At 68.0% G+C, this 22,821-nt stretch carries 23 protein-coding genes and 2 riboswitches; of the genes, 8 read left to right on the top strand and 15 right to left on the bottom strand.

Features of this window, described 5'->3' with window-relative positions; all coding sequences use genetic code 11:
* Positions 1-106: 106 nt before the first annotated feature.
* The 4 genes from AC5P8F_RS04190 (at position 107) to AC5P8F_RS04175 (ending at position 4,799) form a co-directional block, all read left to right on the top strand.
* Positions 107-2,599 (top strand): DNA topoisomerase I, encoded by a 2,493-nt coding sequence (locus AC5P8F_RS04190; protein ID WP_049408649.1) that lies wholly within the window; start codon positions 107-109, stop codon positions 2,597-2,599.
* A gap of 128 nt (positions 2,600-2,727) precedes the next feature.
* The gene (tsaC, locus tag AC5P8F_RS04185) at positions 2,728-3,318 is read left to right on the top strand and encodes an L-threonylcarbamoyladenylate synthase type 1 TsaC (RefSeq protein ID WP_080053022.1); all 591 of its coding nucleotides are present in this window, start codon (positions 2,728-2,730) and stop codon (positions 3,316-3,318) included.
* A gap of 43 nt (positions 3,319-3,361) precedes the next feature.
* Entirely contained in the window at positions 3,362-4,051 is a 690-nt protein-coding gene (locus tag AC5P8F_RS04180; RefSeq protein ID WP_014648571.1) for a hypothetical protein, read from the top strand.
* A gap of 34 nt (positions 4,052-4,085) precedes the next feature.
* Positions 4,086-4,799 carry a hypothetical protein gene (locus AC5P8F_RS04175; RefSeq protein WP_041864295.1) on the top strand — a complete coding sequence of 238 codons (714 nt, stop codon included), beginning with the start codon at positions 4,086-4,088 and terminating at the stop codon, positions 4,797-4,799.
* A gap of 94 nt (positions 4,800-4,893) precedes the next feature.
* On the opposite strand, the gene AC5P8F_RS04170 is transcribed toward AC5P8F_RS04175, so the two are convergent.
* Positions 4,894-5,670: an SDR family oxidoreductase gene (locus AC5P8F_RS04170; RefSeq protein ID WP_014038643.1), complete on the bottom strand. Its 777-nt coding sequence runs from the start codon at positions 5,668-5,670 to the stop codon at positions 4,894-4,896.
* 112 nt (positions 5,671-5,782) lie between these two features.
* On the opposite strand from AC5P8F_RS04170, the gene AC5P8F_RS04165 reads away from it, so the two are divergent.
* Entirely contained in the window at positions 5,783-5,995 is a 213-nt protein-coding gene (locus AC5P8F_RS04165) for a hypothetical protein (protein ID WP_134809345.1), read from the top strand.
* Positions 5,996-6,093: 98 nt separating this feature from the next.
* Here the strand turns inward: AC5P8F_RS04165 and sppA are convergent, their stop codons facing one another.
* The 4 genes from sppA to AC5P8F_RS04145 form a co-directional block, all read right to left on the bottom strand.
* Positions 6,094-8,016, bottom strand: a complete 1,923-nt coding sequence (gene sppA, locus AC5P8F_RS04160; protein WP_032958263.1) for a signal peptide peptidase SppA — start codon at positions 8,014-8,016, stop codon at positions 6,094-6,096.
* A gap of 115 nt (positions 8,017-8,131) precedes the next feature.
* Positions 8,132-9,496, bottom strand: coding sequence for an MATE family efflux transporter (locus AC5P8F_RS04155; protein ID WP_046432753.1), 1,365 nt, complete (start codon positions 9,494-9,496; stop codon positions 8,132-8,134).
* A 206-nt stretch (positions 9,497-9,702) separates the two neighbouring features.
* Positions 9,703-10,284: a DUF3106 domain-containing protein gene (locus AC5P8F_RS04150; protein ID WP_032958258.1), complete on the bottom strand. Its 582-nt coding sequence runs from the start codon at positions 10,282-10,284 to the stop codon at positions 9,703-9,705.
* Positions 10,277-11,281, bottom strand: coding sequence for a hypothetical protein (locus AC5P8F_RS04145; protein WP_495227622.1), 1,005 nt, complete (start codon positions 11,279-11,281; stop codon positions 10,277-10,279). The genes AC5P8F_RS04150 and AC5P8F_RS04145 overlap by 8 nt, the downstream gene beginning before the upstream one ends.
* A 412-nt stretch (positions 11,282-11,693) precedes the next feature.
* Here AC5P8F_RS04145 and AC5P8F_RS04140 point away from each other — a divergent pair, with 412 nt between their 5' ends.
* Positions 11,694-13,871: a primosomal protein N' gene (locus tag AC5P8F_RS04140; protein ID WP_495227697.1), complete on the top strand. Its 2,178-nt coding sequence runs from the start codon at positions 11,694-11,696 to the stop codon at positions 13,869-13,871.
* A gap of 96 nt (positions 13,872-13,967) precedes the next feature.
* Here the strand turns inward: AC5P8F_RS04140 and AC5P8F_RS04135 are convergent, their stop codons facing one another.
* Both AC5P8F_RS04135 and AC5P8F_RS04130 read right to left on the bottom strand, forming a co-directional pair.
* Positions 13,968-14,588, bottom strand: coding sequence for a glutathione S-transferase family protein (locus tag AC5P8F_RS04135; RefSeq protein ID WP_014648579.1), 621 nt, complete (start codon positions 14,586-14,588; stop codon positions 13,968-13,970).
* 112 nt (positions 14,589-14,700) lie between these two features.
* Positions 14,701-15,480: an NYN domain-containing protein gene (locus AC5P8F_RS04130; RefSeq protein ID WP_014648580.1), complete on the bottom strand. Its 780-nt coding sequence runs from the start codon at positions 15,478-15,480 to the stop codon at positions 14,701-14,703.
* A gap of 123 nt (positions 15,481-15,603) precedes the next feature.
* Between AC5P8F_RS04130 and AC5P8F_RS04125 the strand changes: the two genes are divergently transcribed.
* Positions 15,604-16,884, top strand: coding sequence for an NAD(P)/FAD-dependent oxidoreductase (locus AC5P8F_RS04125; protein WP_046432761.1), 1,281 nt, complete (start codon positions 15,604-15,606; stop codon positions 16,882-16,884).
* A 92-nt stretch (positions 16,885-16,976) separates the two neighbouring features.
* Here the strand turns inward: AC5P8F_RS04125 and AC5P8F_RS04120 are convergent, their stop codons facing one another.
* From AC5P8F_RS04120 to AC5P8F_RS04110, 3 genes are all read right to left on the bottom strand, one after another.
* Complete coding sequence (locus AC5P8F_RS04120) at positions 16,977-17,393, bottom strand: hypothetical protein (protein ID WP_049408667.1); 417 nt, start codon at positions 17,391-17,393, stop codon at positions 16,977-16,979.
* Positions 17,394-17,396: 3 nt separating this feature from the next.
* Positions 17,397-17,828 (bottom strand): nuclear transport factor 2 family protein, encoded by a 432-nt coding sequence (locus tag AC5P8F_RS04115; protein WP_227863671.1) that lies wholly within the window; start codon positions 17,826-17,828, stop codon positions 17,397-17,399.
* 144 nt (positions 17,829-17,972) lie between these two features.
* A complete protein-coding gene (locus AC5P8F_RS04110) occupies positions 17,973-18,248 on the bottom strand; it encodes a GIY-YIG nuclease family protein (RefSeq protein ID WP_111206764.1) in 276 nt (91 codons plus the stop codon).
* A 40-nt stretch (positions 18,249-18,288) separates the two neighbouring features.
* A riboswitch (glycine riboswitch) is annotated at positions 18,289-18,378 on the top strand.
* Positions 18,379-18,391: 13 nt separating this feature from the next.
* A riboswitch (glycine riboswitch) is annotated at positions 18,392-18,497 on the top strand.
* Positions 18,498-18,576: 79 nt separating this feature from the next.
* Between AC5P8F_RS04110 and AC5P8F_RS04105 the strand changes: the two genes are divergently transcribed.
* Positions 18,577-19,194: a trimeric intracellular cation channel family protein gene (locus AC5P8F_RS04105; RefSeq protein WP_005411215.1), complete on the top strand. Its 618-nt coding sequence runs from the start codon at positions 18,577-18,579 to the stop codon at positions 19,192-19,194.
* A 262-nt stretch (positions 19,195-19,456) separates the two neighbouring features.
* Here AC5P8F_RS04105 and AC5P8F_RS04100 read toward each other — a convergent pair whose 3' ends face one another.
* From AC5P8F_RS04100 to AC5P8F_RS04080, 5 genes are all read right to left on the bottom strand, one after another.
* Positions 19,457-20,530: a 3-deoxy-7-phosphoheptulonate synthase gene (locus tag AC5P8F_RS04100; protein WP_014038657.1), complete on the bottom strand. Its 1,074-nt coding sequence runs from the start codon at positions 20,528-20,530 to the stop codon at positions 19,457-19,459.
* 294 nt (positions 20,531-20,824) lie between these two features.
* Positions 20,825-21,082 (bottom strand): hypothetical protein, encoded by a 258-nt coding sequence (locus AC5P8F_RS04095; protein ID WP_014038658.1) that lies wholly within the window; start codon positions 21,080-21,082, stop codon positions 20,825-20,827.
* 90 nt (positions 21,083-21,172) lie between these two features.
* Positions 21,173-21,511 (bottom strand): DUF6616 family protein, encoded by a 339-nt coding sequence (locus tag AC5P8F_RS04090; RefSeq protein ID WP_046432768.1) that lies wholly within the window; start codon positions 21,509-21,511, stop codon positions 21,173-21,175.
* 48 nt (positions 21,512-21,559) lie between these two features.
* Positions 21,560-22,300, bottom strand: coding sequence for a DNA alkylation repair protein (locus AC5P8F_RS04085; protein ID WP_495227621.1), 741 nt, complete (start codon positions 22,298-22,300; stop codon positions 21,560-21,562).
* Positions 22,297-22,797 carry a MarR family winged helix-turn-helix transcriptional regulator gene (locus AC5P8F_RS04080; RefSeq protein ID WP_495227620.1) on the bottom strand — a complete coding sequence of 167 codons (501 nt, stop codon included), beginning with the start codon at positions 22,795-22,797 and terminating at the stop codon, positions 22,297-22,299. The genes AC5P8F_RS04085 and AC5P8F_RS04080 overlap by 4 nt, the downstream gene beginning before the upstream one ends.
* Positions 22,798-22,821 lie beyond the last annotated feature (24 nt).

The following is a 22,821-nucleotide window of genomic DNA, read 5'->3' as shown; positions in this document are numbered from 1 at the left end:
CCGGGCGTTCAGCGTATTGATTTGTCCGTGGCCGCTTCACTAATGCGGCCGTTTGCTCCACCCTAGCGGCCCCTCCCCTGCGGCTCGCCCCACAGACACTGCTGCCATGCCCAAGCACCTGCTCATCGTCGAATCGCCGGCCAAGGCCAAGACGATCAACAAATACCTCGGCAAGGACTACACCGTCCTGGCCTCGTATGGGCATGTGCGTGACCTGATTCCGAAGGAAGGCGCGGTCGACCCGGACAACGGGTTCGCCATGCACTACGACGTGATCGACAAGAACGAAAAACATGTCGACGCGATCGCCAAGGCCGCCAAGGGCGCCGACGACATCCTGCTGGCGACCGACCCGGATCGCGAAGGTGAAGCGATCAGCTGGCATATCGCCGAGATCCTGAAGGAACGCGGGCTGGTCAAGGACAAGCCGATGCAGCGCGTGGTGTTCACCGAGATCACCCCGCGCGCCATCAAGGAAGCGATCAGCCAGCCACGCGCGATCGCCAGCGACCTGGTCGATGCCCAGCAGGCGCGCCGCGCGCTGGACTACCTGGTCGGCTTCAACCTGTCGCCGGTGCTGTGGCGCAAGGTCCAGCGCGGCCTGTCCGCCGGCCGCGTGCAGAGCCCGGCGCTGCGCATGATCGTCGAGCGCGAGGAGGAGATCGAAGCCTTCATCGCCCGCGAGTACTGGTCGATCGCCGCCGAGTGCGCACACCCGTCGCAGCACTTCAACGCCAAGCTGGTCAAGCTGGACGGGCAGAAATTCGAGCAGTTCACCATCACCGACGGCGACACCGCCGAAGCCGCCCGCCTGCGCATCCAGCAGGCCGCGCAGGGCTCGCTGCATGTCACCGACGTGGCCAGCAAGGAGCGCAAGCGCCGCCCGGCGCCGCCGTTCACCACCTCCACCCTGCAGCAGGAAGCCTCGCGCAAGCTCGGTTTCACCACCCGCAAGACCATGCAGGTGGCGCAGAAGCTGTATGAAGGCGTGGCGATCGGTGACGAAGGCACCGTCGGCCTCATCTCGTACATGCGTACCGACTCGGTGAACCTGTCGCAGGACGCGCTGGCCGAGATCCGCGACGTGATCGCCCGTGATTACGGTATCGCCTCGCTGCCGGACCAGCCGAACACGTACCAGACCAAGTCCAAGAACGCCCAGGAAGCGCACGAGGCGGTGCGCCCGACCTCGGCCCTGCGCACCCCGGCCCAGGTGGCGCGCTTCCTGACCGACGACGAGCGCCGCCTGTACGAACTGATCTGGAAGCGCGCCGTCGCCTGCCAGATGATCCCGGCCACGCTCAATACCGTCAGCGTCGACCTGTCCGCTGGCAGCGAGCACGTGTTCCGTGCCAGCGGTACCACCGTGGTGGTGCCCGGCTTCCTGGCCGTGTACGAGGAAGGCAAGGACAACAAGAGCGCCGAAGACGAGGACGAAGGCCGCAAGCTGCCGGCGATGAAGCCGGGCGACCGCGTGCCGCTGGAACGCATCCAGGCCGAGCAGCATTTCACCCAGCCGCCGCCGCGCTACACCGAAGCGGCGCTGGTGAAGGCGCTGGAAGAGTACGGCATCGGCCGTCCGTCGACCTACGCCTCGATCATCCAGACCCTGCTGTTCCGCAAGTACGTGGAAATGGAAGGCCGCAGCTTCCGCCCGTCCGACGTCGGCCGCGCGGTGTCCAAGTTCCTGTCCAGCCACTTCACCCAGTACGTGGACTACGACTTCACCGCCAAGCTCGAAGACGAGCTCGACGCCGTCTCGCGTGGCGAAGAAGAGTGGATCCCGCTGATGGCCCGCTTCTGGGAGCCGTTCAAGGAGCTGGTGGAAGACAAGAAGGAATCGGTGGACCGCGCCGAGGCCAGTGGCGCGCGCGAGCTCGGCACCGACCCGAAGACCGGCAAGCCGGTCAGCGTGCGCCTCGGCCGCTTCGGGCCTTACGCCGCCATCGGCAGCACCGCCGAGGACGCCGAGGAGAAGCCGAAATTCGCCTCGCTGCGCCCCGGCCAGTCGATGCACACCATATCCTTGGAAGACGCGCTGGAACTGTTCCTGATGCCACGCGCGCTGGGCGAGGACAACGGCGAGCCGGTCAGCGTCGGCATCGGCCGCTTCGGCCCGTTCGCCAAGCGCGGCAGCACCTATGCCTCGCTGAAGAAGGAAGACGACCCGTACACCATCGACCTGGCCCGCGCCGTGTTCCTGATCGAAGAGAAGGAAGAGATCGCGCGCAACCGGATCATCAAGGAGTTCGAGGGCAGCGACATCCAGGTGCTGAACGGCCGCTTCGGCCCGTACATCAGCGACGGCAGGATGAACGGCAAGATCCCCAAGGATCGCGAGCCGGCATCGCTGACCCTGGCCGAAGTGCAGCAGCTGATGGAAGAAACCGGCAAGCCCGTGCGCAAGGGCTTCGGCGCCAAGAAGGCTGCCGCGAAGAAGGCACCGGCCAAGAAGGCGGCGGTGAAGAAGGAAGCGGCGCCGAAGAAGGCCGCAGCCAAGAAAGCGCCTGCCAAGAAGGCGGCGAAGAAGGCCGTGGTAAAGAAGGCCGCTGCAAAGAAGGCACCGGCGAAGAAGGCCGTCAAGAAAGCCGCGAAGTAGATTCACGCCATGCGTGGATAAGGGGTAGTGCCGGCCGCTGGCCGGCAACATCCAGAAGCACCCGATGCCGGCCAGCGGCCGGCACTACCGGGCCAGGGTCCACCCCTTCTGCACGCCGCAGGGGGATAATGGGGGCCCACGTCGGGCCGGTCGCCGCCATGAAAGAACTCACCCTGGACTCTGCTGTCGCCACGCTCCGCGCCGGCGGCGTGATCGCCTATCCGACCGAAGCGGTCTGGGGCCTGGGCTGTGATCCCTCGCATGAGGCGGCGGTGCACATGGTGCTGCGGCTGAAGCAGCGCCCGATCGAGAAGGGCATGATCCTGGTCGCCGCCGAATTGTCGCAGCTGGAGGGCTGGGTGCGCCTGCAGGCGTTGCCCGATGCCCGCCAGCGCGCGGTGCTGGCCAGCTGGCCGGGTGCCAACACCTGGATCCTGCCGGCCGGTCCGCGCGCCCAGCCCTGGATTACCGGCGAGCACAGCGGCATCGCCGTGCGCATCAGCGCGCACCCGCTGGTCGCCGCACTGTGCCGCGCCTGGGGGGGGCCCCTCGTCTCCACCAGCGCCAACCTGGCCGGTGAACCACCGGCACGCAGCCGTGCCGAGCTGGATCCACGCCTGCTGCGCCTGCTCGATGGCATCCTCGATGGCGAAACCGGCGGCCTGGCCCAGCCCACCCCGATCCGCGACGCGCTCAGCGGCAACGTGCTGCGCTCCTGAGCGGACGATTGCACTGCCACGCACAATCACGCACCCTGCCGCCATGAACCTGCTGCGCACCGCCCTGGGCCTGTGCCTGCTGCTGCCATGGACCGCACCGGCCGCCGAGGACGTGCGCGTCTACCGCTGCGTCGCCAGCAATGGCGCCGTGGCCCTGCAGGACAGGCCCTGCAGCAGCGGCCGGCAGGAGGTGCGTGACCTGCAGCGCCCGCGCGATCCGGCACCCCGGGTGGTGCGCAGTGACGCCCCTCCCGCGGCGCCCAGCGAGGTTCCGGTGATGCGCGATCGCGAAGTCCGCCACGTCTACATCCAGCCGCCACAACCGTTGTACGAGTGCGTGAGCGACGACGGTCGCCGCTACACCAGCGACAGCAACGAGGGCAATCCGCGCTGGGTCCCGTTGTGGACCAGCGTGTGGCTCCCGCACGGGCACCACGGCGCGGTCCATCCCGGTCCACGCCCGGGCTTCGGCACGCCGGTCGGTGCGCCAATCGGTGAAGGCACAGGCTACCGGCCGCCTGCGGTGGGCGTCGGCGTGCAGGTGCCGGCCGGCAGCGTGCTGGTCCGTGACAGCTGCCATGCGCTGCCGCCGCAGGACGTCTGTGCGCGCCTGCGTGACCGCCGCTGGGAACTGGACCGCCGTTACAACAGCGCGCTGCAGAGTGAGCGCACCGCCATCAGCAATGAACAGCGCGGCATCGACGCGCGCCTGTCGCGGGACTGCGAACGCTGAGCGCGATGCCTGCCGGGGCATGTACGCTGTGCGCATGAAGAACCTGATCTGGCTGGCCCTGGGCCTGTTCGCCGGCAACGCGTTGGCCGACGACGGGGTGATCTACCGTTGTACCTCCAGCAGCAGCGATGTGCCCACCCTGCAACGCACGCCCTGCCCTGCCGGCAGCAAGCAGCAGGTGGTGAGGGTGCCGGCCAGTGCTCCGCCGGCGCCGGCCTCAGCGGCACCCGTGCCGGCCGCGCCCGGACCGGCCGCGGCCACTGCGCCGTCCGTTCCCGCACCCGCGCCTCGTCGCCCCGGGGAAGGACGCACGATCATGGAAGCTGGCATGGTCGAACGCGAAGGCGGCGATCTGATACTCGACAGTGCATCGCTGCCACGCCAGGCCGATGCCGCGCCGGACAGCAATGCGCCGCCGAAGCCGCCGCTGCCACCGATCTTCCAGTGCACCGACAGCCAGGGCGGTGGCTACCTGCACGAATACGAAGCCGCCCCCGGGCGCTGCGAACTGATGACCGTGCAGGGACTGGGCGGCGCCACGCCGGTCAATGCCGCCGGCTGCGAAGTGGTGCGCGACCGCTGCGAGGAACTGCCGGACGCGCAGCGCTGCAGCAGCTGGCAGCAACGCTTCCGCGACGCACGTGGCCGTGAGCGGTTCGCCTCGCCGGAAAACCGCGACAACGCCCGTGGGGAACGCGAACGGCTGCAGGGCGTGCTGGAGGCCAGCAACTGCCCGGTACCGGGGTGACAGCCACCCGGTAGTGCCGGCCGCTGGCCGGCAATCGCAGGATCTTCAAGTGATTCCAGTTGCCGGCCAGCGGCCGGCACTACCCTTTGGAAGATCAGAACCCGTAGCGCAGGAAGCCGCCATCCACCGCGATGCATTCGCCGGTGACATAGCTGGCCGCCGGCAGGCACAGGAAGCCAACGGCTGCGGCCACTTCCTCCGGCTCGCCGATGCGGCGCATCGGCGTGCGGTTGATCACTTCCTCGTAGTAGTCCGGGTCCGACAACGGACCGGACGTGCGCCGCGTGCGGATGTACCAGGGCGCCACCGCGTTGACCCGGATGCCATCCTCCGCCCACTCGACGGCCAGGTTGCGGGTCATCTGGTGCATTGCCGCCTTGGTCATGCCATAGACCACGCCACTGCGCACATGGGTCAGCCCGGACACGCTGCCGACATTGACGATCGAAGACGACGCGTGCCGGGCCAGCAGCGGATGCGCGTAGCGCGACAGCTCGAAGGCCGAGAACAGGTTGGTCTCGAAGATCTTGCGCCATTCGTCCTCGGAATATTCCGTGGCCGCCTTGGTGACGTTGCCACCGGCATTGTTGACCAGGATGTGCAGGCCATCGCTGTGATCTTCCACCCAGTCCAGGATCTGCCGACGGTCCTCGTCATCGGAGACATCGGCCGCCAGCGCGTGCACCTGGTGCTGCGGATAGACATCCAGCAGTTCGTCGCGCGCCGTTTCCAGCATGTCGATGTCGCGGCCGACGATCATCAGGTCGGCGCCGAGGCCAGCCAGTTCGTGCGCAATGGCCAGGCCAATACCGGCGCTGGCACCCGTGATCAGGGCCGTCTGGCCGTCCAGGCGCCACCGTTGCTGGGTCATGAGTCCTCCGGGGCCGCGCCCGCTGTGTTTCGATGCCGCAAGGATACGCGCTCACGGCAGCGCTCGGCCGGGGATGCGACACTTGCCCATACGCCCACCGCGGAGAGCCGCCATGCGCATCCTGATCCTGTCCACGTCGCTGCTGGCCAGCCTGCTGCTGGCGGCCTGCCAGCGGCCGCCCACGCCGAACCCGGAGAAGCCACCGGTGCCACGAGCGATGTCACGTGCGATCAACGACCCGCTGGACCGCGCCAAGGACGTGCAGAAAACCGTCGATGATGCCGCTGCGCGTGAGCGCAAGGCCGAAGCCGACGCGACGCAATGACCTGTGGGGTCAGAGACCTTTGTGCTGCCAAGGAATCCGACCCCATGAACGAAAACGCCCGGCCAGAGCCGGGCGTTTTCATTCGGTACCGTTGCCGATCAGAATCCGCAGAAGCAGTACGCCAGCGCCTTCACCGGAGCGCCATTGCCCTTCTCGCGGGCCGCGTTCTCGACGAAGCGCAACTGAGTGTCCACTTCCGGCATCGTGCGTGCCAGCATCATCCGCGCCATCCCCGAATCGGACAGCATCCAGGCACCGGCGCGGCTGCCGGCGAAACCGCTGACGAACTGCGCGAACGGCGTGGCCGCCTTCTCGATGTAGCGCACGCGATAGGCATCGGCCTTGCCCAGCTTGGCGCGGCTGGCCGCATCGGCCACCGCGTCCTTCAGGCCACCGAAGGCGTCGACCAGGCCGCGTTCCTTGGCCTGTGCACCGCTCCACACGCGGCCACGGGCGACCTCGTCCACGGCCTCGACCGGCTTCTTGCGGGCATCGGCGACACGGCCGGTGAAGTCCGCGTAGCCCTTGTTGATCACCGTCTGGATGACCTGGCCCACGGCCGGGTCCATCGGGCGGGTGACATCGAAGGCGCCGGCGAAGCGGGTGGTGCCGACACCGTCGGTGTGCACGCCGATCTTGTCCAGCGCGCGGCTGAAGTTCGGCACCATGCCGAAGATGCCGATCGAACCGGTGATGGTCGACGGATCGGCATAGATGCGATCGGCGTTCATGCTGATCCAGTAGCCACCGGAAGCGGCCAGATCACCCATCGACACCACGACCGGCTTGCCAGCGGCCTGCAGGGCTACCACTTCACGACGGATCTGCTCGGAGGCGAACACTTCACCGCCCGGCGAATCCACCCGCAGCACCACCGACTTCACGTTGTCGTCGTCGCGCGCGGCACGCAGCAGCGCCGAGGTCGACTCGCCACCGATGCGGCCGGCCGGCAGGTCACCGCCACTGATTTCGCCGGCGGCCACCACCACGGCCACCTGCGGACGCGAGTCCACCGGGTTGCGGCGCGCGTCGAGCAGGGCCAGGTAGCGGCCGAAGTCAACGTTGCGGAAACCACCGTCGGCATCCTCGTCGGCCACGCCGCGCTCGATCATCAGATCCTCGAATTCCTCGCGGGTCTTCAGCGCGGTCACCAGCTTCTGCTGCAGGGCGAACTTGGCCAGGTCACCACCGGCGGCAGCGATGCCTTCCGGCAGGGTGTCGATGCCGGCGGCCAGCTGTGCCGGATCCAGGCGGCGGGCCTTGGCGATGTCGCCCAGGTAGCGCTGCCACACGTCGTTCATCCAGAACAGGTCGGCTTCCTTGGAGGCCGGCGACGCCGCGTCGAGCACGTACGGCTCGGCCGCGGACTTGTACTCGCCCACCTTGAACAGGTGCACGTCCACGCCCAGCTTGTCCTGCAGGCCGGTGCGGAAGTACTGGCGGTAGCGGCCGAGGCCTTCGAGCACGACCGAACCCATCGGGTCCAGGTAGACCTCGTCGGCCTGCGCGGCCAGCAGGTACTGCGACTGGCCCATGCTCTCGCTGTAGGCCACCAGCTGCTTGCCGGAGGCGCGCAGGTCCTGCAGCGCGGCGGCCACCTCACGCAGCGAGGCGAAACCGGACGGCTGCAGCTTGTCCAGCTCCAGCACCACGCGCTCGATCTTCTTGTCTTCCTTGGCCGACTCGATCACCCGCAGCAGATCGCGCAGCTGGATCTCCTCGGCGCCGTTGTCACCCACCGCCTTGGCCAGCGCGCGGCTGACCGGGTCGGCGCTGAACTGCTCGACCAGGCGGCCCTCCGGCGCGATCACGAGCGTCGTGCGGTCCTGCAGCGACTTGCTGGCACCGGCACCCATGCCGGCGGCGATGACGAACATCACCAGCAGCAGGAACAGCAGGCCGAAGAACACCAGGTTGAGGATCAACCGGCGGGTGAAGTTCATGACGTCCCACAGCCCGATGAAGAAACTGGCGACGGGGTTGCGACGCGCCGGGGGCAGCGGGGGCACGGGTTGATTCATGGAACGCTCCGGATGGCTTCTTGCCGTGGTACCAGCATAGCCGGTGCCGCGTGATGCAGCATCGGACACAAGTCAGGGGATCGCCCGTCACGGGTGAACGTGGCGGGCGGGAAGATCAGGACAGCGCGGATTGCCCGATGCGCTGGCTACTGCGGCGCAGGCGCCAGCCCATCAGGATGGCAGCGGCGGTCAGGCCGACGATCAGGCCGATCCACATGCCCTGCGGGCCCATGCCCAGCCCCAGGCCGAGCCCGGCGCCGAGCGGCATGCCCAGGCCCCAGTACGCGAACATGGCGATGAACATCGGCACGCGGGTGTCCTTCAGGCCGCGCAGCGCGCCGGCCGACAGCACCTGGATGCCGTCCGGGAACTGGAAGGTGGCCGCGTACAGCAGCAGGGTCGAGGCCAGGCCGGCCACCGCCAGGTCGTTGGTGTACACACCGACGATGGCATCGTGGCCGAACAGCAGCACCGCCGCCGACAACGTCTGCGTGCCCATGATGATCGCGTAACCGGCCCAGGCCGCACGCCGCACGCCGAAGCCGTCACCACGGCCGACCGCATGGCCGACGCGCACGGTGGTGGCCTCGGCCACGCCCATCGGAATCATGAAGCACAGCTGCGCGACGTTGATCGCGATCTGGTGCGCAGCGGCTTCGTTGGCACCAAGGCGGCCGATCAGCAGCGCGGTGACGATGAACAGGCCGCCCTCCATCAGCACGGTGATGCCGATCGGCAGGCCGGTGCGCAGCAAGTCCCAGATCGCCTTCCAGCGCGGCCCTTCGAAATGCGAGAACAGCTGCAGATGGGCGAAGCGCCTGGTGAACCACAGGTAGGTGGCGAAGGCGATTGCCTGCAGCCACATCATCACCGCCGAGGCGATGCCCAGGCCTTCGGCGCCCATTTCCGGGAAGCCGAGCTTGCCGTTGGCCAGCACATAGCCCATCGGTGCCAGCACCAGCAGGCCACCGAAGCCGAGCAGCATCGTCGGCAGCGTCCAGTGCATGCCTTCACTGAGATAGCGCATGCAGAAGTACAGGGTCAGCGCAGGTCCGCCCCAGCGCACCGCATGCAGGAACGCGGTCGCCCCCGGCACGATGTCCGGCGCGATGCCGAACGACGGCAGCAGCGGCGGCACCACGGTGAGGAAGGTGAACATGATCAGGCCCAGCCCCAAGGCCAGCCACAGTGCCTGGCGGAACAGCGGGCCGATCTCGCGCTCGCGGCCGGCGCCATGCAGCTGCGACACCGAGGCGGTGAGCGAGATCAGGGTGCCGATCGGAATCAGCATCGGCAGCCACAGCAGCGCCGTACCGATGGTGACGGCGGCCAGTGTGGCCGTGGCGTGGTGGCCGGCAATCACGTTGTCGACGAAGGAGATCAGACCGGTGGACACATGGCCCAGCACAAGCGGCAGGGCGAGCAGACCGGTGGCGCCGACTTCCTTGCTGAAGCGCGGCGTGGAGGTTGCAGTAGACATAAGGTGCTTGACGCGAACTGCGGTTGCGCGCGAAGGGCACAGGCACCGGGTTGCGGGCGCCCATCTTACGCGGGCGGCGCGTGCATTCCCATGACATGGCGTGAATGCTGGGTTTCAGCCGCCCCACACAAAAAGGGGACGGAGGGGATTAAGTCGTTTCAGGCCCGCTAGTGCCGGATGCGACTTAATCCCCTCCTTCCCCTTTTTTACTGGCCGGCCTGGCGCTTGAGCCAGCTGTCGCGCTCGGCGGCGGGCACGGCGAGGAAGGCGCTGCGCACTGCGTCGCGTTCCTGCGGTGGCGTTCGCTGCGCGACCAGAGTCAGCTGGGCCAGCTGCGCCGGGCTGAGCTGGCGCAGTACGGCCAGCGCGGTCTCGCGCTGTTCCGGCGGCACGAAGCCGAACAAGCCATGCAGCTTGGGGAATTCCAGGCCCAGTTGCGGGCCCAGCCGCCACCCGTCGCGGAACGCCTGGTCCTGGTCGCGGAACTGTTGGCGCAGGCGCTGCTGCTGGTCCGCAGGCAGCGCATTGAATCGCGCAGCCGCTTGGCGGATGCGCTCGCGCTCTCCTTCCGGCAGCGCGCGCCAGGCGGCGTAGTCGGCGCGGCGCTGGCGCTGCTGCTGCGCATCGAGCTGGGCGAAGCCAGAGGGTGCTGCCGTCGACGGTGCTGGCGAAGCCACCGGCGTGGCCGGCGACGTCGGTGGCGGCAACGGCACGTTCAACGATTGCGGCGCGGCAGACAGCGACAACGGCAGGGCCAGCAGCAGGCTGGCGAACACGGACTTATTCATCGGCAGCAGCGGTTTCCAGCGTGGCACTGGCCGGCTCCGGCCGGCTCGGCCTGGATTGCGATTCATCCACCGGCAGCGGGCCGCCCGCGGCAGTCCACGCGTACAGGTCGGCATCGGCAACCAGCGGGTAGTCACGATCGGCCAGCATCGCTGCGTCGTCCGTGGCCTGGGCCGTGGTCGCATCCGGCGTGGCGTTGACCTTGCTGGGTGGCAGGGCTTCCACCGTCACCGGACCGGCTTCGCCCACCACCCCCTCCGGCAGCGGTGCATCACTGCCGAAGGAATGCCCCGGCCAGTGGCGCCAGCCCAGCGCTGCGGCCAACAGTATCGCCACGGTCGCCAGCAGGATCAGCGGACCGCGCCAACGTGGCTTGGCGTTCGTGCGACGGCGCTTGCCATTGGCGGCCGCCCGCTCATCGCGCTGCGGTGCGCGCCAGCTCGGGGTCGGGGCTTCATTGTGGGCGGTCGCGGCGGCGGGTTGCTGCAGCTGCTGCAGGCGCGCGGCCGGCAACTCACGGATACGCGCCTGCACCTGTTCGGCCAACTGGCGCCAGGCCGAGGCATCCGGCTGGCCGTGGGCATCACGCGGGCAGGCGTCGGCCAGCAGGTGCTGGTAGCCGGCCTCGTCCTGGTCGAGCACGCGCATGGCGATGCCCTCGTCCAGGCTGCCCCCCACCCGCAGCAGCAGCGCAAGGCGCGGCAGCGGCGGCATCGCGCCCAGCACGGCCAACGGCGGCAGCCACTGCCCGCCCACCGGCTCGCGCAGCGCCTGGCGCTGGCCCAGAAGGGTCCAGAAGCGGGTCGGCCACTGCGCCATCGGCAGGTCGCTGGCCACTGCGGCAAAGGCGCGCATCACCGCCACCAGGGTCTGCTCGGCGCGCGCGGCATCGCCGCACTGCAGTTCAGCGACCACCAGGGCACGGCGCTCGACGCCACGCAGGAACGCCGACAGCGCGCCGGCCGCGGTCGAGGAAACAGGGGCGGGCACAGCCGTCATCGGTCACTCCAAAGGTCTGCCGGCATGATAGCGGCAGGCCATCGACGCCCGTAGGACTTGCGCCCGCAGGCACTTCGTGCTGCAGGTTGTGCACAGCACCACGCCCCCTCCGGCGAAAACTGTGGCTTCGGGCTGAATTCACTCTGTTTCAGCATTGTTTCACACTTAAGATGTTGATTTTATTGTCTTTTGTCGTGTGGCGATTTTTTGACCAACCCAAGCGTGAGGCCGTCGCCATCGGCCTTCTACGTTTCCGATGGCCGTTAACGCACAACGTTATCCACAGAACATGTGGATAAGACTGAATCTCCAATGGACACCGATATTTAGGTGACATTTATGATTCAACGGGCGCCGCCCCGCCGCTCCCGCTGCTGCCGTTCGCGCGCGCATGGCCCGTTACACTGGCCCGATGCTTTCACCGATTCCGACCCTGCAGGTCGCCCTGCCTGTCCCCCTGCCCCGCCTGTTCGACTACCTGTCGCCGGAGGGCGATGCACCGGCGGTCGCGGTCGGCTGCCGCCTGAAGGTGCCGTTCGGCAACCGGGAGCTGGTCGGTGTGGTGGTGGGGCACGGCCAGACCGACGACGGCCAGGGACTGCGCCAGGCCTTGGCCTGGTGCGACCCGCAGCCGCTGCTGCAGGGGGAGCTGTGGCAGAGCCTGCAATGGCTGGCGCGCTACACCCATGCGCCACTGGGCGAGGTGCTGAGCACCGCCCTGCCCGGCCCGCTGCGCCATGGCGAGGTCCTGCCCGACACACACCACTGGGGTTGGCAGCTGACCACCGAAGGCCACGCCCAGCGTGAAAAGCTGCGCGCTGGCAGCCGTCCACGGCAACTGGCCGAGCTGCTGGCCGAAGCCATCGTGGATGAGGACGTGCTGGGCGAACGCATGCAGGACTGGCGCACCGCCGCGCGCAGCCTGGCCAAGCGCGGGCTGGCCGAGCGGGTTGCGTTGAGCGTGGCCCCCCAACACGCGCAGCCACTGCCCGGTCCCACGCTCAACCCGGACCAGGCCGAGGCGGTGGCCGCGATCACTGCCGCCGACGGCTTCCAGCCGTTCCTGCTGGATGGCGTGACCGGCAGCGGCAAGACCGAGGTCTACCTGCAGGCGATCATCCATTGCCTGGCGCAGGGCAGGCAGGCGCTGGTGCTGGTGCCGGAAATCGGCCTGACCCCGCAGACCCTGGCACGCTTCCGTGGCCGCCTCGGCATCGCCGTGCATGCGCTGCACTCGGGGTTGAACGACAACGAGCGCGCGCGCGTCTGGGCAGCGGCCTCACGCGGCGAAGCGCGCGTCATCGTCGGCACCCGCTCAGCGGTGTTCACGCCGCTGCCCCAGGCCGGCCTGCTGATCGTCGACGAGGAACACGACGGCAGCTACAAGCAGCAGGACGGCATCCGTTACCACGCGCGCGATTTCGCCCTGGTCCGGGCCAAGTGGCTGGGCGTTCCGGTGTTGCTGGGCAGTGCCACGCCCTCGCTGGAAACCCTGCACAACGCCTACGCCGGGCGTTACACCCACCTGCGCCTGAAACAGCGCGCCGGCGATGCGCGGCCACCGCGCGTGCGCATCCTCGATGTACGCAAGCGCCCGCTGCATGACGGCCTCTCGGCCGATGTGCTGGCCGGCATCGGGGAGCATCTGCAGCGTGGCCAGCAGGTGCTGGTGTTCAAGAACCGCCGCGGCTACGCACCGGTGCTGCTGTGCCACGACTGCGGCTGGACCGCGCCATGCCAGCGCTGCGATGCGCCGATGACCGTGCATGGTGGCGGTCGTCGCCTGCAGTGCCACCACTGCGGCGCGCGGCAACCGGCGCCGCTGGCATGTCCGGCCTGCGGCAGCCTGGCACTGCAACCGCAGGGCATCGGTACCGAACGCCTGGAAGAACATCTCACTGCGGCCTTCGCCGACTTCCCGGTGGTGCGCATCGACCGCGGCACCACCTCACGGCGCGACGCGCTGGAACAGCAGCTGGCGAAACTGGGCGACCAGCCCGGCATCCTGGTCGGCACGCAGATCCTGGCCAAGGGCCACGACCTGCCCAAGCTGACCCTGGTGGTGGTGGTGGGTATCGATGAGGGCCTGTTCTCGGCCGACTTCCGCGCCAGCGAAAAACTGGCGCAGCAGCTGATCCAGGTGGCCGGTCGCGCGGGACGTGCGCGCGACCCGGGCGAGGTCTGGCTGCAGACCCATCACCCCGGGCACCCGCTGCTGGAAACCCTGGTGAGCGGTGGCTACCATCCGTTCGCGCAAGCCGAGTTGAACCAGCGCCAGGCGGCCGGATTCCCGCCCTTCGCGCATCTGGCGCTGATGCGCGCCGAAGCGCAGCAGGTGGAGCATGCCAATGCATTCCTGCTGGCAGCCCGGCACCTGCTGGGCGAACAGAACGTGGTCGAGGCCTACGGGCCGATGCCGGCGCCGATGCCGCGGCGGGCCGGTTACCAGCGCACGCAGCTGCTGCTGTCTGCGGTGCAGCGGCCGCCGCTGCATGGCGTGCTTTCGCAACTGGTTCCGCAGCTGTACGCGCTGCCGGAAGCACGCAAGGTGCGCTGGTCGCTGGATGTGGATCCAACGGATCTTTATTGAGGGGTCAGAGCCCACCCGTCGGGTGGGATCCGACCCCGATGCCCTGGGGTCGGATCCCTTTTCGCAGAAAAGGGCTCTGACCCCGGACGCCTTCGCTTACGTCAGCGGCGACATCACGCCGCGCTGGTAGGCCGGTCGCTCACGCAGGCGCGCATACCACTCGGCCAGGTGCGGCAGGTCCGGGCGCTGGATCGGCAGTTCATACCAGGCGTACACCAGCGAGCCGAGCGGAATGTCGCCCATCGCGAACGTCCCGCCCGACAGCCATGGCTGCGTGGCCAGGGTGGCATCGGCCATCGCCAGGTAGTCACCGGCACGGACGATGGCCGCGCTGATGCGCGCTTCGTCACGGTCGGCCGGCGCGGTGCGCATGATGCCCCAGACCAGGTCGCTGTACAGCGGCGCCATCCGCGAGGTGCTCCAGTCCATCCACTTTTCGGCCTGCGCGCGCTCCATCGGGTCCTCGGCGTACAGCGTGCCCAGCGCATAGCGCGCGCTCAGGTAACGCACGATGGTGTTCGATTCCCACAGCGGCAGGCCGTGGTCCTCGATCACCGGCACCAGGCCGTTGGGATTCATCGCCTGGTACTCCGGCGTCTGCGTGCCGCCATGGCTGCCGCCGACTTCGATGGATTCGTACGGCAGGCCGATCTCCTCGGCACACCACAGCACCTTGCGGACGTTGCTGGAATTGCGGCGGCCCCAGATCTTCAACATGCGGGTTTTCCTTGCTGGCAATGCGAGCGGCAACGATACGCCTGATTGGAGTGGAGATGTGCGTGCAGGATGCGGGATCGGGCGCCTGCGCGCTGCCGGCCGGCGGCCGGCACTACCGGTTCTTTTTTGGCAGCGCGCGCACGTAGGACGACTTGCCGTCCTTCTTCAGCTCGAACAGGCCGATCGCCGCCAGCAGATCGCTGAGTTTGCCGTAGCCATAGTTGCGCGGATCGAACGAGGCCTGGTTGCCGATCTGGCTGCCGACCGGCCCCAGGTGCGACCAGCCATCCTCGCCCTCGGCCGAGGACACCGCGCGGCGCAGCATCTTCACCAGCCGGGTGTCGCTGCGCATCTCCGCCCCGCTCTTGCGCGGGCGTGCATCATCATTGGCGACGGGCTCGTTCGATGCCTGTTCGCTCGATGCCTGCTCGGCATCCGGCACGCTGGCGTGGGTCTGGCCCAGCGCTTCCAGGTAGGTGAACTTCGAGCACGCGTTGACGAACGGTTCCGGCGTCTTCTTTTCGCCGAAGCCGTACACCTTCACGCCGTCGGTCAGCAGGCGCATCACCATCGGGGTGAAATCGGCATCGCTCGACACGATGGCGAAGCCATCAAGGTTGCGCGCGTACAGCAGGTCCATGGCATCGATCACCATCGCCATGTCCGACGCATTCTTGCCCTTGCTGTAGGCGAACTGCTGGATCGGGCGGATCGCATACTCATGCAGCACCGCTTCCCAGCCCTTCAACCGCGGGCTCTTCCAGTTGCCGTAGGCACGGCGCACGTTGGCCACGCCATAGCGGGCGACTTCGGCCAGGACCTCGTCGATCTTCGAGGCCGGCGCATTGTCGGCGTCGATCAACAGGGCGATGCGCTTTTCCGGTTCGCTCATGGATTCCTCGCGGGCGGTTGCCTGAACCCGAGTATCGCCGATCCACCCAGGCGCTGACGTGACAGGTGGCCGCCGTGCGAAGATGCCAGGCGCTTCCCCCAATGCCCCCACTGGAGTGAGTCGATGAGTCGCGAGCGCGTTCCCCACCTGGTCGTTGTCGGCGGCGGTTTTGCCGGTCTCTGGGCCACCCGTGCCCTGGCCCGCGAGCGCATACGCATCACCCTGGTCGACCGCCGCAACCATCACCTGTTCCAGCCGCTGCTGTACCAGGTGGCCACCGCCGGCCTGTCCGCGCCGGATATCGCCGCACCGCTGCGCCACATCCTCGGCCACCAGCGCAACGTGGAAGTCCGCCTCGGCGAAGTGGTCGCCATCGACAAGCAGGCACGGCAGATCGGCATGGCCGATGGCAGCACGCTGGACTACGACAGCCTGCTGCTGGCCACCGGCGCTACCCACGCCTACTTCGGCAACGACCAGTGGGCCGATGATGCCCCTGGCCTGAAAACGCTGGACGATGCCATTGCACTGCGCCGCAAGCTGCTGCTGGCGTTCGAACGCGCCGAGGCCGAACCGGACCCGGCCAGGAAGGCGGCGTGGCTGAGTTTCGCCATCGTCGGTGGTGGTCCCACCGGCGTCGAACTGGCCGGCACGCTGGCCGAGATCGCGCGCCACACGCTGCGCAACGAATTCCGCCACATCGATCCGGCCAGCGCCAAGGTGCGGCTGGTCGAGGCTGGGCCGCGCGTGCTGTCCTCGTTCCCGGAAGTGCTTTCGCTGAAGGCGCGCCGCCAGCTGGAAAAGCTGGGCGTGGAAGTGCTGACCGGTACCCCGGTGAGCGACATCGACAGCCAGGGCTTCAAGCTCGGTGAGCAGTTCGTGCCGGCCCGCACCGTGGTCTGGGCCGCCGGCGTGGCCGCTTCACCACTGGCGCGCACGCTGGACGTGCCGCTGGACCGCGCCGGCCGCGTGCAGGTGCAGCCGGACCTGACCCTGCCCGATCACCCGGAGCTGTTCGTGGCCGGCGACCTGGCCGCACTGAGCCAGGCCGACGGCAAGCCGGTTCCCGGCGTGGCGCCCGCGGCCAAGCAGATGGGCAAGTACGTGGCCGAGGTGGTCCGTGCACGCCTGCACGGCAAGCCCGAGCCCGGTCCGTTCAAGTACGCCGACTACGGCAACCTGGCCACCATTGGCCGCATGGCCGCGATCGTGCACCTGGGCCGGCTGCAGCTCTCCGGCGTGCTGGCCTGGTGGTTCTGGCTGGCCGCGCACGTGTTCTTCCTGATCGGCTTCCGCAACCGCATCGTGGTGCTGCTGAACTGGGCGGTCGCGTACTGGAGCTACCAGCGCAGCGCGCGCATCATCTTCGGTGATGACCAGGACGACCGGCGGCCGAGGCGGTAAGGCCGCACGCAACAGGGGTCGGATCCCTTTCCGCGGGAAAGGGCTCTGACCCCGTCAACAAACATGGAGCGCCATCCGCGCATGACGTGGATCTACTTCCGGCAGAAGTCCTCCTTCCTCGCGGTGTCCGCAATCTGCGCGGTACTCCAATGCCGGGTGATCCAGATCGCCAACGCGGTGCTGCTGAGATGCCAGCGCAGCATGCCGCGCCGAGGTTGCCGCCACAGGTGGCGCCGGGCAATCCAGAAGGCCTCCCGCTCCACTTCAGGCACCTTGTTCTTCATCCCGTCCTTGTCGAAGAACTGGGCGGTGAAGCGCCAGGGGTTCATCGGCTGGTATCCCGCCCGTGGCTCACCGCTGCACGCAGCCACGCCACTGGGCGCGCGGTCGGCCGGCTTCGGCCGACCGTCCACCAATGCCAGCCCGAGCAGATACAGCAGGCCAGGCAGCAGCGCGATGCCGGCGACCAGCACGACGACGGAGATCCATGCGTTGCCGGCGGCACGCATCGCTCAGTGCGCCTTCGGTTTCGGGTACCACAGTGCGTTGACGATGACCCAGCGCTGGTCGAAACGCCCCATGTGGAAGTAGTCGACGAACCACGGGGTTTCCAGCCGCACCGAGGCCGCGTTGCCGGTCACGTCCAGCACCGTGCAGCGGCGATCCCATTGATCCTTCGGGGTCTTCAGCGCGCCCTGTTTCGTCAACGAGACCAGCTCTTCCTTCGACATCCGGCGCAGGCCCAGGCGCTCGTCGGGTGTATCGCCGAGCACAGCGCGCTTGGCCAGGTCCGGATGCAGGGAACGGGCGACGCGCTGCGGGTCGGCCTCCAGCTGGCCATCGACGTAGTCGTGGCAGGTGGCTTCGATGGCCGCGATCGTGGCGGCGTCGGCGGCAGGGCTCGTTGATGCGGAAAGCGCGAACAGCAGGGCAATCGTGGACATCCGGGTCTCCGGCTCTGGGCGCGGGGCGATCATCGCATGGGCCGGGTAGCCCATCCACGCAGGGCGTGGATCTACTGTAGAGCCGAGCCCGTGCTCGGCTCCCGCATCGGGCAGACGGAACAACAGCCGAGCGTGGGCTCGGCTCTACAGAAGCGCAGGATCCGTTGCCTGCAGCCAGGCCAGCTTGCGTTCGCGGGGCTGCTGCTTGAGTTGCCACTCGGCCCGCGAGGCGGCGGCCCGGTCCGGGTATTCGCGCACGGCCAGCACGCGCAGCGGCGGCCGGGCCCGGGTGTAGCGCGCGCCCTTGCCGGCCTGGTGGGCGGCGAAACGCGCCTCCACATCGGTGCTGATGCCGGCGTAATAGCTGCCATCGCGGCATTCGAGCAGGTACAGGAACCACGGGCGGACGGACGAGGCCATGCCTGGATTATGCCGTGCTGCACTGCAGCGGATATACTGGCACCCGAATGCAGGAGAGAGGCGCCGCGCTGGCGCCCGCCGAAGGCGCAGGCTCCCATGATCGCTCAGGCCGGTGGGCTGGAATCCCACCAACCATGCATTCGACTCGCCGAGCTGGAGAGAGGTCACCGGGCATGCCCGGGACGATCCGCCGAAGGGGCACGCGGCCCATGCCGCTGAACTCTCAGGCAAAAGGACAGCGGGAGCGGCACCGGTCATCGTCCCGTCATTGCGCAGGCAGTGGCGGCGGTCGCGCATGGCCGGCCCCACCGCGCCCGGAGCCTGTCCCATGCTGCTGTCCATCATCTACCTGATCGCCATTTCCGCCGAAGCCATGACCGGCGCACTGTCCGCCGGCCGCCGCCGCATGGACCTGTTCGGCGTGGTCATGATCGCCTGCGTCACCGCCCTCGGTGGCGGCTCGCTGCGCGACATCCTGCTCGGCCACTATCCGCTGGGCTGGGTGAAGCATCCCGAGTACCTGGGCTTCACCGTATGCGCGGCGCTGATCGCCACCTGGGTGGCGCGCTGGATGCACCACTTCCGCCGCACCTTCCTGGTGCTCGATGGCCTGGGCCTGATCGCCTTCACCCTGATCGGCTGCTCGATCGCGCGCGAAGCCGGCCATGCAATGCCGATCGTGCTGATCGCCGGCATGCTGACCGGCGCGTTCGGCGGGGTGCTGCGCGACATCCTCTGCAACGAGGTGCCACTCATCTTCCAGAAGGAGCTGTACGCGATCATCGCGCTGCTGACCGGCGCGGCCTATCTGTTGCTGCTGCACTGGGGCGTGGCCGATGCCACCGCGATCCTGTGCTGCCTCGGCGGCGGCTTCGCGTTGCGCCTGCTGGCGATCCACTACCGCTGGGAAATGCCGAAGTTCGTGTACCACGACGAAGTGCATTGAGCCTCTTCGTAAAGTCGAGCCATGCTCGACTGCTCTTTGCAGCAAACCAACGCGCTTCGCGCGCAGGTCGGGCATGGCTCGACGCTACAGGAAGCGGTATCACCACCCCGGCGATGTACCTGGCGCTGTCGCTCATGCGCAGCGCCAGGCGCATCGCCGGTGCAGATGGGCCGGCCTCCAACTCTGACCGGCCCTGATCGCGGCCGCACCCCCGCAGGCGCTGGCCGCCATCCACACACGTGCCGCACTCAGGCGGTTTCGATCAGGCTGCTTCGGACACCTTCACGTCGCGACGGGCGCGCACGGCCGCAGCCAGACGCTCCAGCACCGTCACGGTGGTGTCCCAGTCGATGCAGCCATCGGTGATGCTCTGCCCGTAAACCAGCGGCTGGCCTTCCACCAGTTCCTGGCGGCCACCGACCAGATGGCTCTCGATCATCACGCCAACGATGCGCTGTTCGCCGTCTTCCAGCTGAACAGCGATGTCCTCGATCACCTTCGGCTGGTTCTCGGGGTTTTTCAGGCTGTTGGCGTGGCTGGCGTCGATCATCAGGCGCGTCGGCAGCTTGGCCTTGGCCAGCACCTGGCAGGCGTCGGCGACGCTGCCGGCGTCGTAGTTCGGCTGCTTGCCGCCACGCAGGATCACATGGCAATCCGGATTGCCGGTGGTCGACACGATGGCGGTGCCGCCCTGCTTGGTGACCGACAGGAAGTGATGCGGATTGGACGCCGCACCCACCGCGTCAGCGGCGATCTTCACGTTGCCATCGGTGCCGTTCTTGAAGCCGACCGGGCACGACAGCCCCGAGGCAAGCTCACGATGCACCTGGCTTTCGGTGGTACGCGCGCCGATCGCGCCCCACGCCACCAGGTCGGCGATGTACTGCGGCGAGATCACATCGAGGAATTCGACACCGGCCGGCAGGCCGAGCTTGTTGATGTCGCGCAGCAGGCCGCGGGCGATGCGCAGGCCCTTGTCGATCCTGAAGCTGCCGTCCAGGTCCGGGTCGTTGATCAGGCCCTTCCAGCCCACCGTGGTGCGCGGCTTCTCGAAGTACACGCGCATGACGATTTCCAGTTCGCCGGCCAGCGCGTCGCGCAGCGGCTTCAGGCGCTGGGCGTATTCGATGGCGGCCTTCGGGTCGTGGATCGAGCACGGGCCCACCACCACTGCCAGGCGGTCGTCACGGCCGTGCAGGATCTGGTGCAGGGCCGCGCGCGAGGCGCTGACGGTGTCGGAGGCTTCATCGTCACAGGGCAGCATCGCCAGCAGCTGGGCAGGCGGTGTCAGCGGTTCGATGGTGCGGATACGCAGGTCGTCGGTGTGCGGGGGCATTGCAGGAGATCTCCGGAACGTTGGGGTCCCCAGCGTGGCGGCATGAAAAAAGCCGCCAGGTTCGCTGGCGGCTTTCGGGAATGCGTCTGAAGCTTTCTTCAGGGTGAGCGCAGTCCTTCCTCCGCCAGTGGCTTCGGAAAGTAATACCAGTAAAAGCGGGTGGCGGCTGCGTTCATGGGGTGTATTGATAGCACAGCTTTTGCGCAGTGCAAAATGTTTCATCCGCAACCGGGGGTGCGGTTCAGCGAGGCGCGCGCCAGCGCTGCCCACGCGGCAGCAGCCACGCAAAGCTGCTCATTTGCCATGCACTTCCACGTCCAGCAGCAGGCCTTCGTGGATGTCGGCCCAGCGCTCCAGCACGCGGTCCAGCTCCTGCCTGGCCTCGTCCAGCTGCTCGGGATTGAGCAGGGAACGGGCGGTGTAGAGGTCGGAGACCAACCGCCGCAGGGCCGCCTCCGGGATGGCCACCGACGGCCCTTCCCGCCCCGGCAACTGCAATGCCGGGCTGTCGCCAAGCGGGCCGAACAGCGTGACCTGGAGCGTGCTCTGCATGATCAACTTCCCTGCGGATGGACATGGGCAATGTCCTGTTTACCGCGTCCGGGTGACAGGCGCATGTGCCATGCGCGTCCGGAGACGCTGCTACAAGGCGGCCAGGTCGGCAAGGTGCTGCCCCATCCCATCGTCTGCGCCGACGGCGTTGATGGTGGCGAAGTACTGATGCCAACCGGTGGCGGCAATGCCGGCCACCAGCGCATCGGCGTCCGCGCGGCTTGCACAGCGCCAGACCGCATAGAACTGCTCATCGCTGCCGTGCTGTACGCCCCTGGCAATGCGGCCCATCGCCAGCAGTGTGATGCGGACTGGATCGAACTGCTGCATGCCTGCACCGATACGGGCGAAGAAGGCATTCCGCTGCTCGGGCTGGAGCGTGGTCCAGGCGGGGGTGGCGGTATAGAGCTCGATGAAGGTGTGCGACATGCTGCTTCTTCCTTGAAGGTTTGGGGGGGTGCCGGCCAGCGGCCGGCACTACCGGAGCGAGCGCATGGCGCGTTTGCGGATGTAGGCATTGGCATCGCCACGGTGCTGCTGTTGCCAGCGCGCGCACAGCGCACGCAGCCACTGCGGCTGTGTCTTGCCGGCATCATTGAGCCAGTTGCCGACCGAGTCCTGCACATAGCGCTCCGGGTCGTCGGCGAGTGCCTCCAGCATCGCCTCTGCAAGTTCCGGCTGCCGCTTGAACAGCGCGACATGTGTGGCCCACACGCCGCGCGGGCGCAGCGCTTCGCAGGCGAAGCGGCGCAGGTACGGCGATCCTTCCTGCGTCCATGGTTGCAGGTACTCCAGCGCCTGCAGTGGTGCGGCAACAATGTCGGCACGCAGCGCCAGCCACGCCCATTCGCGCACGCCGAAGTGCGGGTCGTCAGCCAGTGGCCGCATCGCCTGCAGCTTGGCCGGCAGCGTCGCGTCGGCGTCGCCGCCGATCAGGTAGCAGGCCCAGCCACGCACCGTGTCTGACGCATGCGCCTGCCAGCGCGCAGGCTCCCCCTGTCCGGCTTCGTGCAGCAACCGCGCCGCCAGCGCCATGCGCTGGGTGATGCCCTTGCCTGAGGCGTCGCGCATGCATTGCAGCGATTCCGGCTCAAGGGCAGGCGCCACCACCTGCAGCAGCGCGGTGAAATCCACGGCCAGGCATTCGGCCAGATGGGTGGCAGCAGCGCTGCCACTGTTGAGTGCATGCAGCCTTTGCGCAGGAACGGGCGTGCTCATGCTGCCGATTCCCGCCCGCCGTCCGTGTGCTGCCAGACCTTGTGCAGCAGCTGCGACAGCTGCTGCTGTTCACCCGCATCCAGGCCGTCGAACAGGCCGCTGATCCATTGCGTGTGCTGCTCGAACAACGACTCGGCCAAGCGCTTTCCCGGTGCGGTCAATACGATCTGCAGACGGCGGCCATCCCCGTCATCGCTGCGACGCTGCAGCAGGCCTTCACGCTGCAGGCCATCGAGCAGGCCGCTGATGGTGGCACGGGTCACGCCAGCACGCTCGGCCAGCAGGTGCGGCGGCAGCGTGCCACCGGCCCCGTGCAGCAGGAACAGCACGACGAAGCGGCCCTCGCTGAGCCCATGCGGTGCCAGCCGCGAGGCGCAGTCGCGATCGATCGACGAGGACAACGAGAGCAGCTGGAAGCACAGGCGCAGTTGCGCGATGTTGGCGTGGCCGCGTCGCTGCGATTCCTCCAGCAGGGCCTGATGCTTGGCTTCGATCATCTCACGAACACGATATGGTTAGGC

The sequence above is a fragment of the Stenotrophomonas sp. YJH_SMC_69 genome, assembly GCF_059370495.1.
Note: the sequence above shows the minus strand (reverse complement) of the source record. Positions and strands in the feature narration are given on the sequence as shown.

Bases quoted from the DNA above. Each gene is read 5' to 3' on its own strand.
- AC5P8F_RS04115 (WP_227863671.1), bottom strand. From the start codon at position 17,828: ATGTCCACGATTGCCCTGCTGTTCGCGCTTTCCGCATCAACGAGCCCT.
- AC5P8F_RS04110 (WP_111206764.1), bottom strand. From the start codon at position 18,248: ATGGCCTCGTCCGTCCGCCCGTGGTTCCTGTACCTGCTCGAATGCCGC.
- AC5P8F_RS04145 (WP_495227622.1), bottom strand. From the start codon at position 11,281: ATGACGGCTGTGCCCGCCCCTGTTTCCTCGACCGCGGCCGGCGCGCTG.
- AC5P8F_RS04120 (WP_049408667.1), bottom strand. From the start codon at position 17,393: ATGCGTGCCGCCGGCAACGCATGGATCTCCGTCGTCGTGCTGGTCGCC.
- AC5P8F_RS04095 (WP_014038658.1), bottom strand. From the start codon at position 21,082: ATGCAGAGCACGCTCCAGGTCACGCTGTTCGGCCCGCTTGGCGACAGC.
- AC5P8F_RS04100 (WP_014038657.1), bottom strand. From the start codon at position 20,530: ATGCCCCCGCACACCGACGACCTGCGTATCCGCACCATCGAACCGCTG.
- AC5P8F_RS04085 (WP_495227621.1), bottom strand. From the start codon at position 22,300: ATGAGCACGCCCGTTCCTGCGCAAAGGCTGCATGCACTCAACAGTGGC.
- AC5P8F_RS04080 (WP_495227620.1), bottom strand. From the start codon at position 22,797: ATGATCGAAGCCAAGCATCAGGCCCTGCTGGAGGAATCGCAGCGACGC.
- AC5P8F_RS04105 (WP_005411215.1), top strand. From the start codon at position 18,577: ATGCTGCTGTCCATCATCTACCTGATCGCCATTTCCGCCGAAGCCATG.
- AC5P8F_RS04155 (WP_046432753.1), bottom strand. From the start codon at position 9,496: ATGTCTACTGCAACCTCCACGCCGCGCTTCAGCAAGGAAGTCGGCGCC.
- AC5P8F_RS04165 (WP_134809345.1), top strand. From the start codon at position 5,783: ATGCGCATCCTGATCCTGTCCACGTCGCTGCTGGCCAGCCTGCTGCTG.
- AC5P8F_RS04135 (WP_014648579.1), bottom strand. From the start codon at position 14,588: ATGTTGAAGATCTGGGGCCGCCGCAATTCCAGCAACGTCCGCAAGGTG.
- AC5P8F_RS04125 (WP_046432761.1), top strand. From the start codon at position 15,604: ATGAGTCGCGAGCGCGTTCCCCACCTGGTCGTTGTCGGCGGCGGTTTT.
- AC5P8F_RS04140 (WP_495227697.1), top strand. From the start codon at position 11,694: ATGCTTTCACCGATTCCGACCCTGCAGGTCGCCCTGCCTGTCCCCCTG.
- AC5P8F_RS04130 (WP_014648580.1), bottom strand. From the start codon at position 15,480: ATGAGCGAACCGGAAAAGCGCATCGCCCTGTTGATCGACGCCGACAAT.
- AC5P8F_RS04180 (WP_014648571.1), top strand. From the start codon at position 3,362: ATGAACCTGCTGCGCACCGCCCTGGGCCTGTGCCTGCTGCTGCCATGG.
- AC5P8F_RS04170 (WP_014038643.1), bottom strand. From the start codon at position 5,670: ATGACCCAGCAACGGTGGCGCCTGGACGGCCAGACGGCCCTGATCACG.
- AC5P8F_RS04175 (WP_041864295.1), top strand. From the start codon at position 4,086: ATGAAGAACCTGATCTGGCTGGCCCTGGGCCTGTTCGCCGGCAACGCG.
- AC5P8F_RS04150 (WP_032958258.1), bottom strand. From the start codon at position 10,284: ATGAATAAGTCCGTGTTCGCCAGCCTGCTGCTGGCCCTGCCGTTGTCG.
- sppA (WP_032958263.1), bottom strand. From the start codon at position 8,016: ATGAATCAACCCGTGCCCCCGCTGCCCCCGGCGCGTCGCAACCCCGTC.
- AC5P8F_RS04190 (WP_049408649.1), top strand. From the start codon at position 107: ATGCCCAAGCACCTGCTCATCGTCGAATCGCCGGCCAAGGCCAAGACG.
- tsaC (WP_080053022.1), top strand. From the start codon at position 2,728: ATGGGGGCCCACGTCGGGCCGGTCGCCGCCATGAAAGAACTCACCCTG.
- AC5P8F_RS04090 (WP_046432768.1), bottom strand. From the start codon at position 21,511: ATGTCGCACACCTTCATCGAGCTCTATACCGCCACCCCCGCCTGGACC.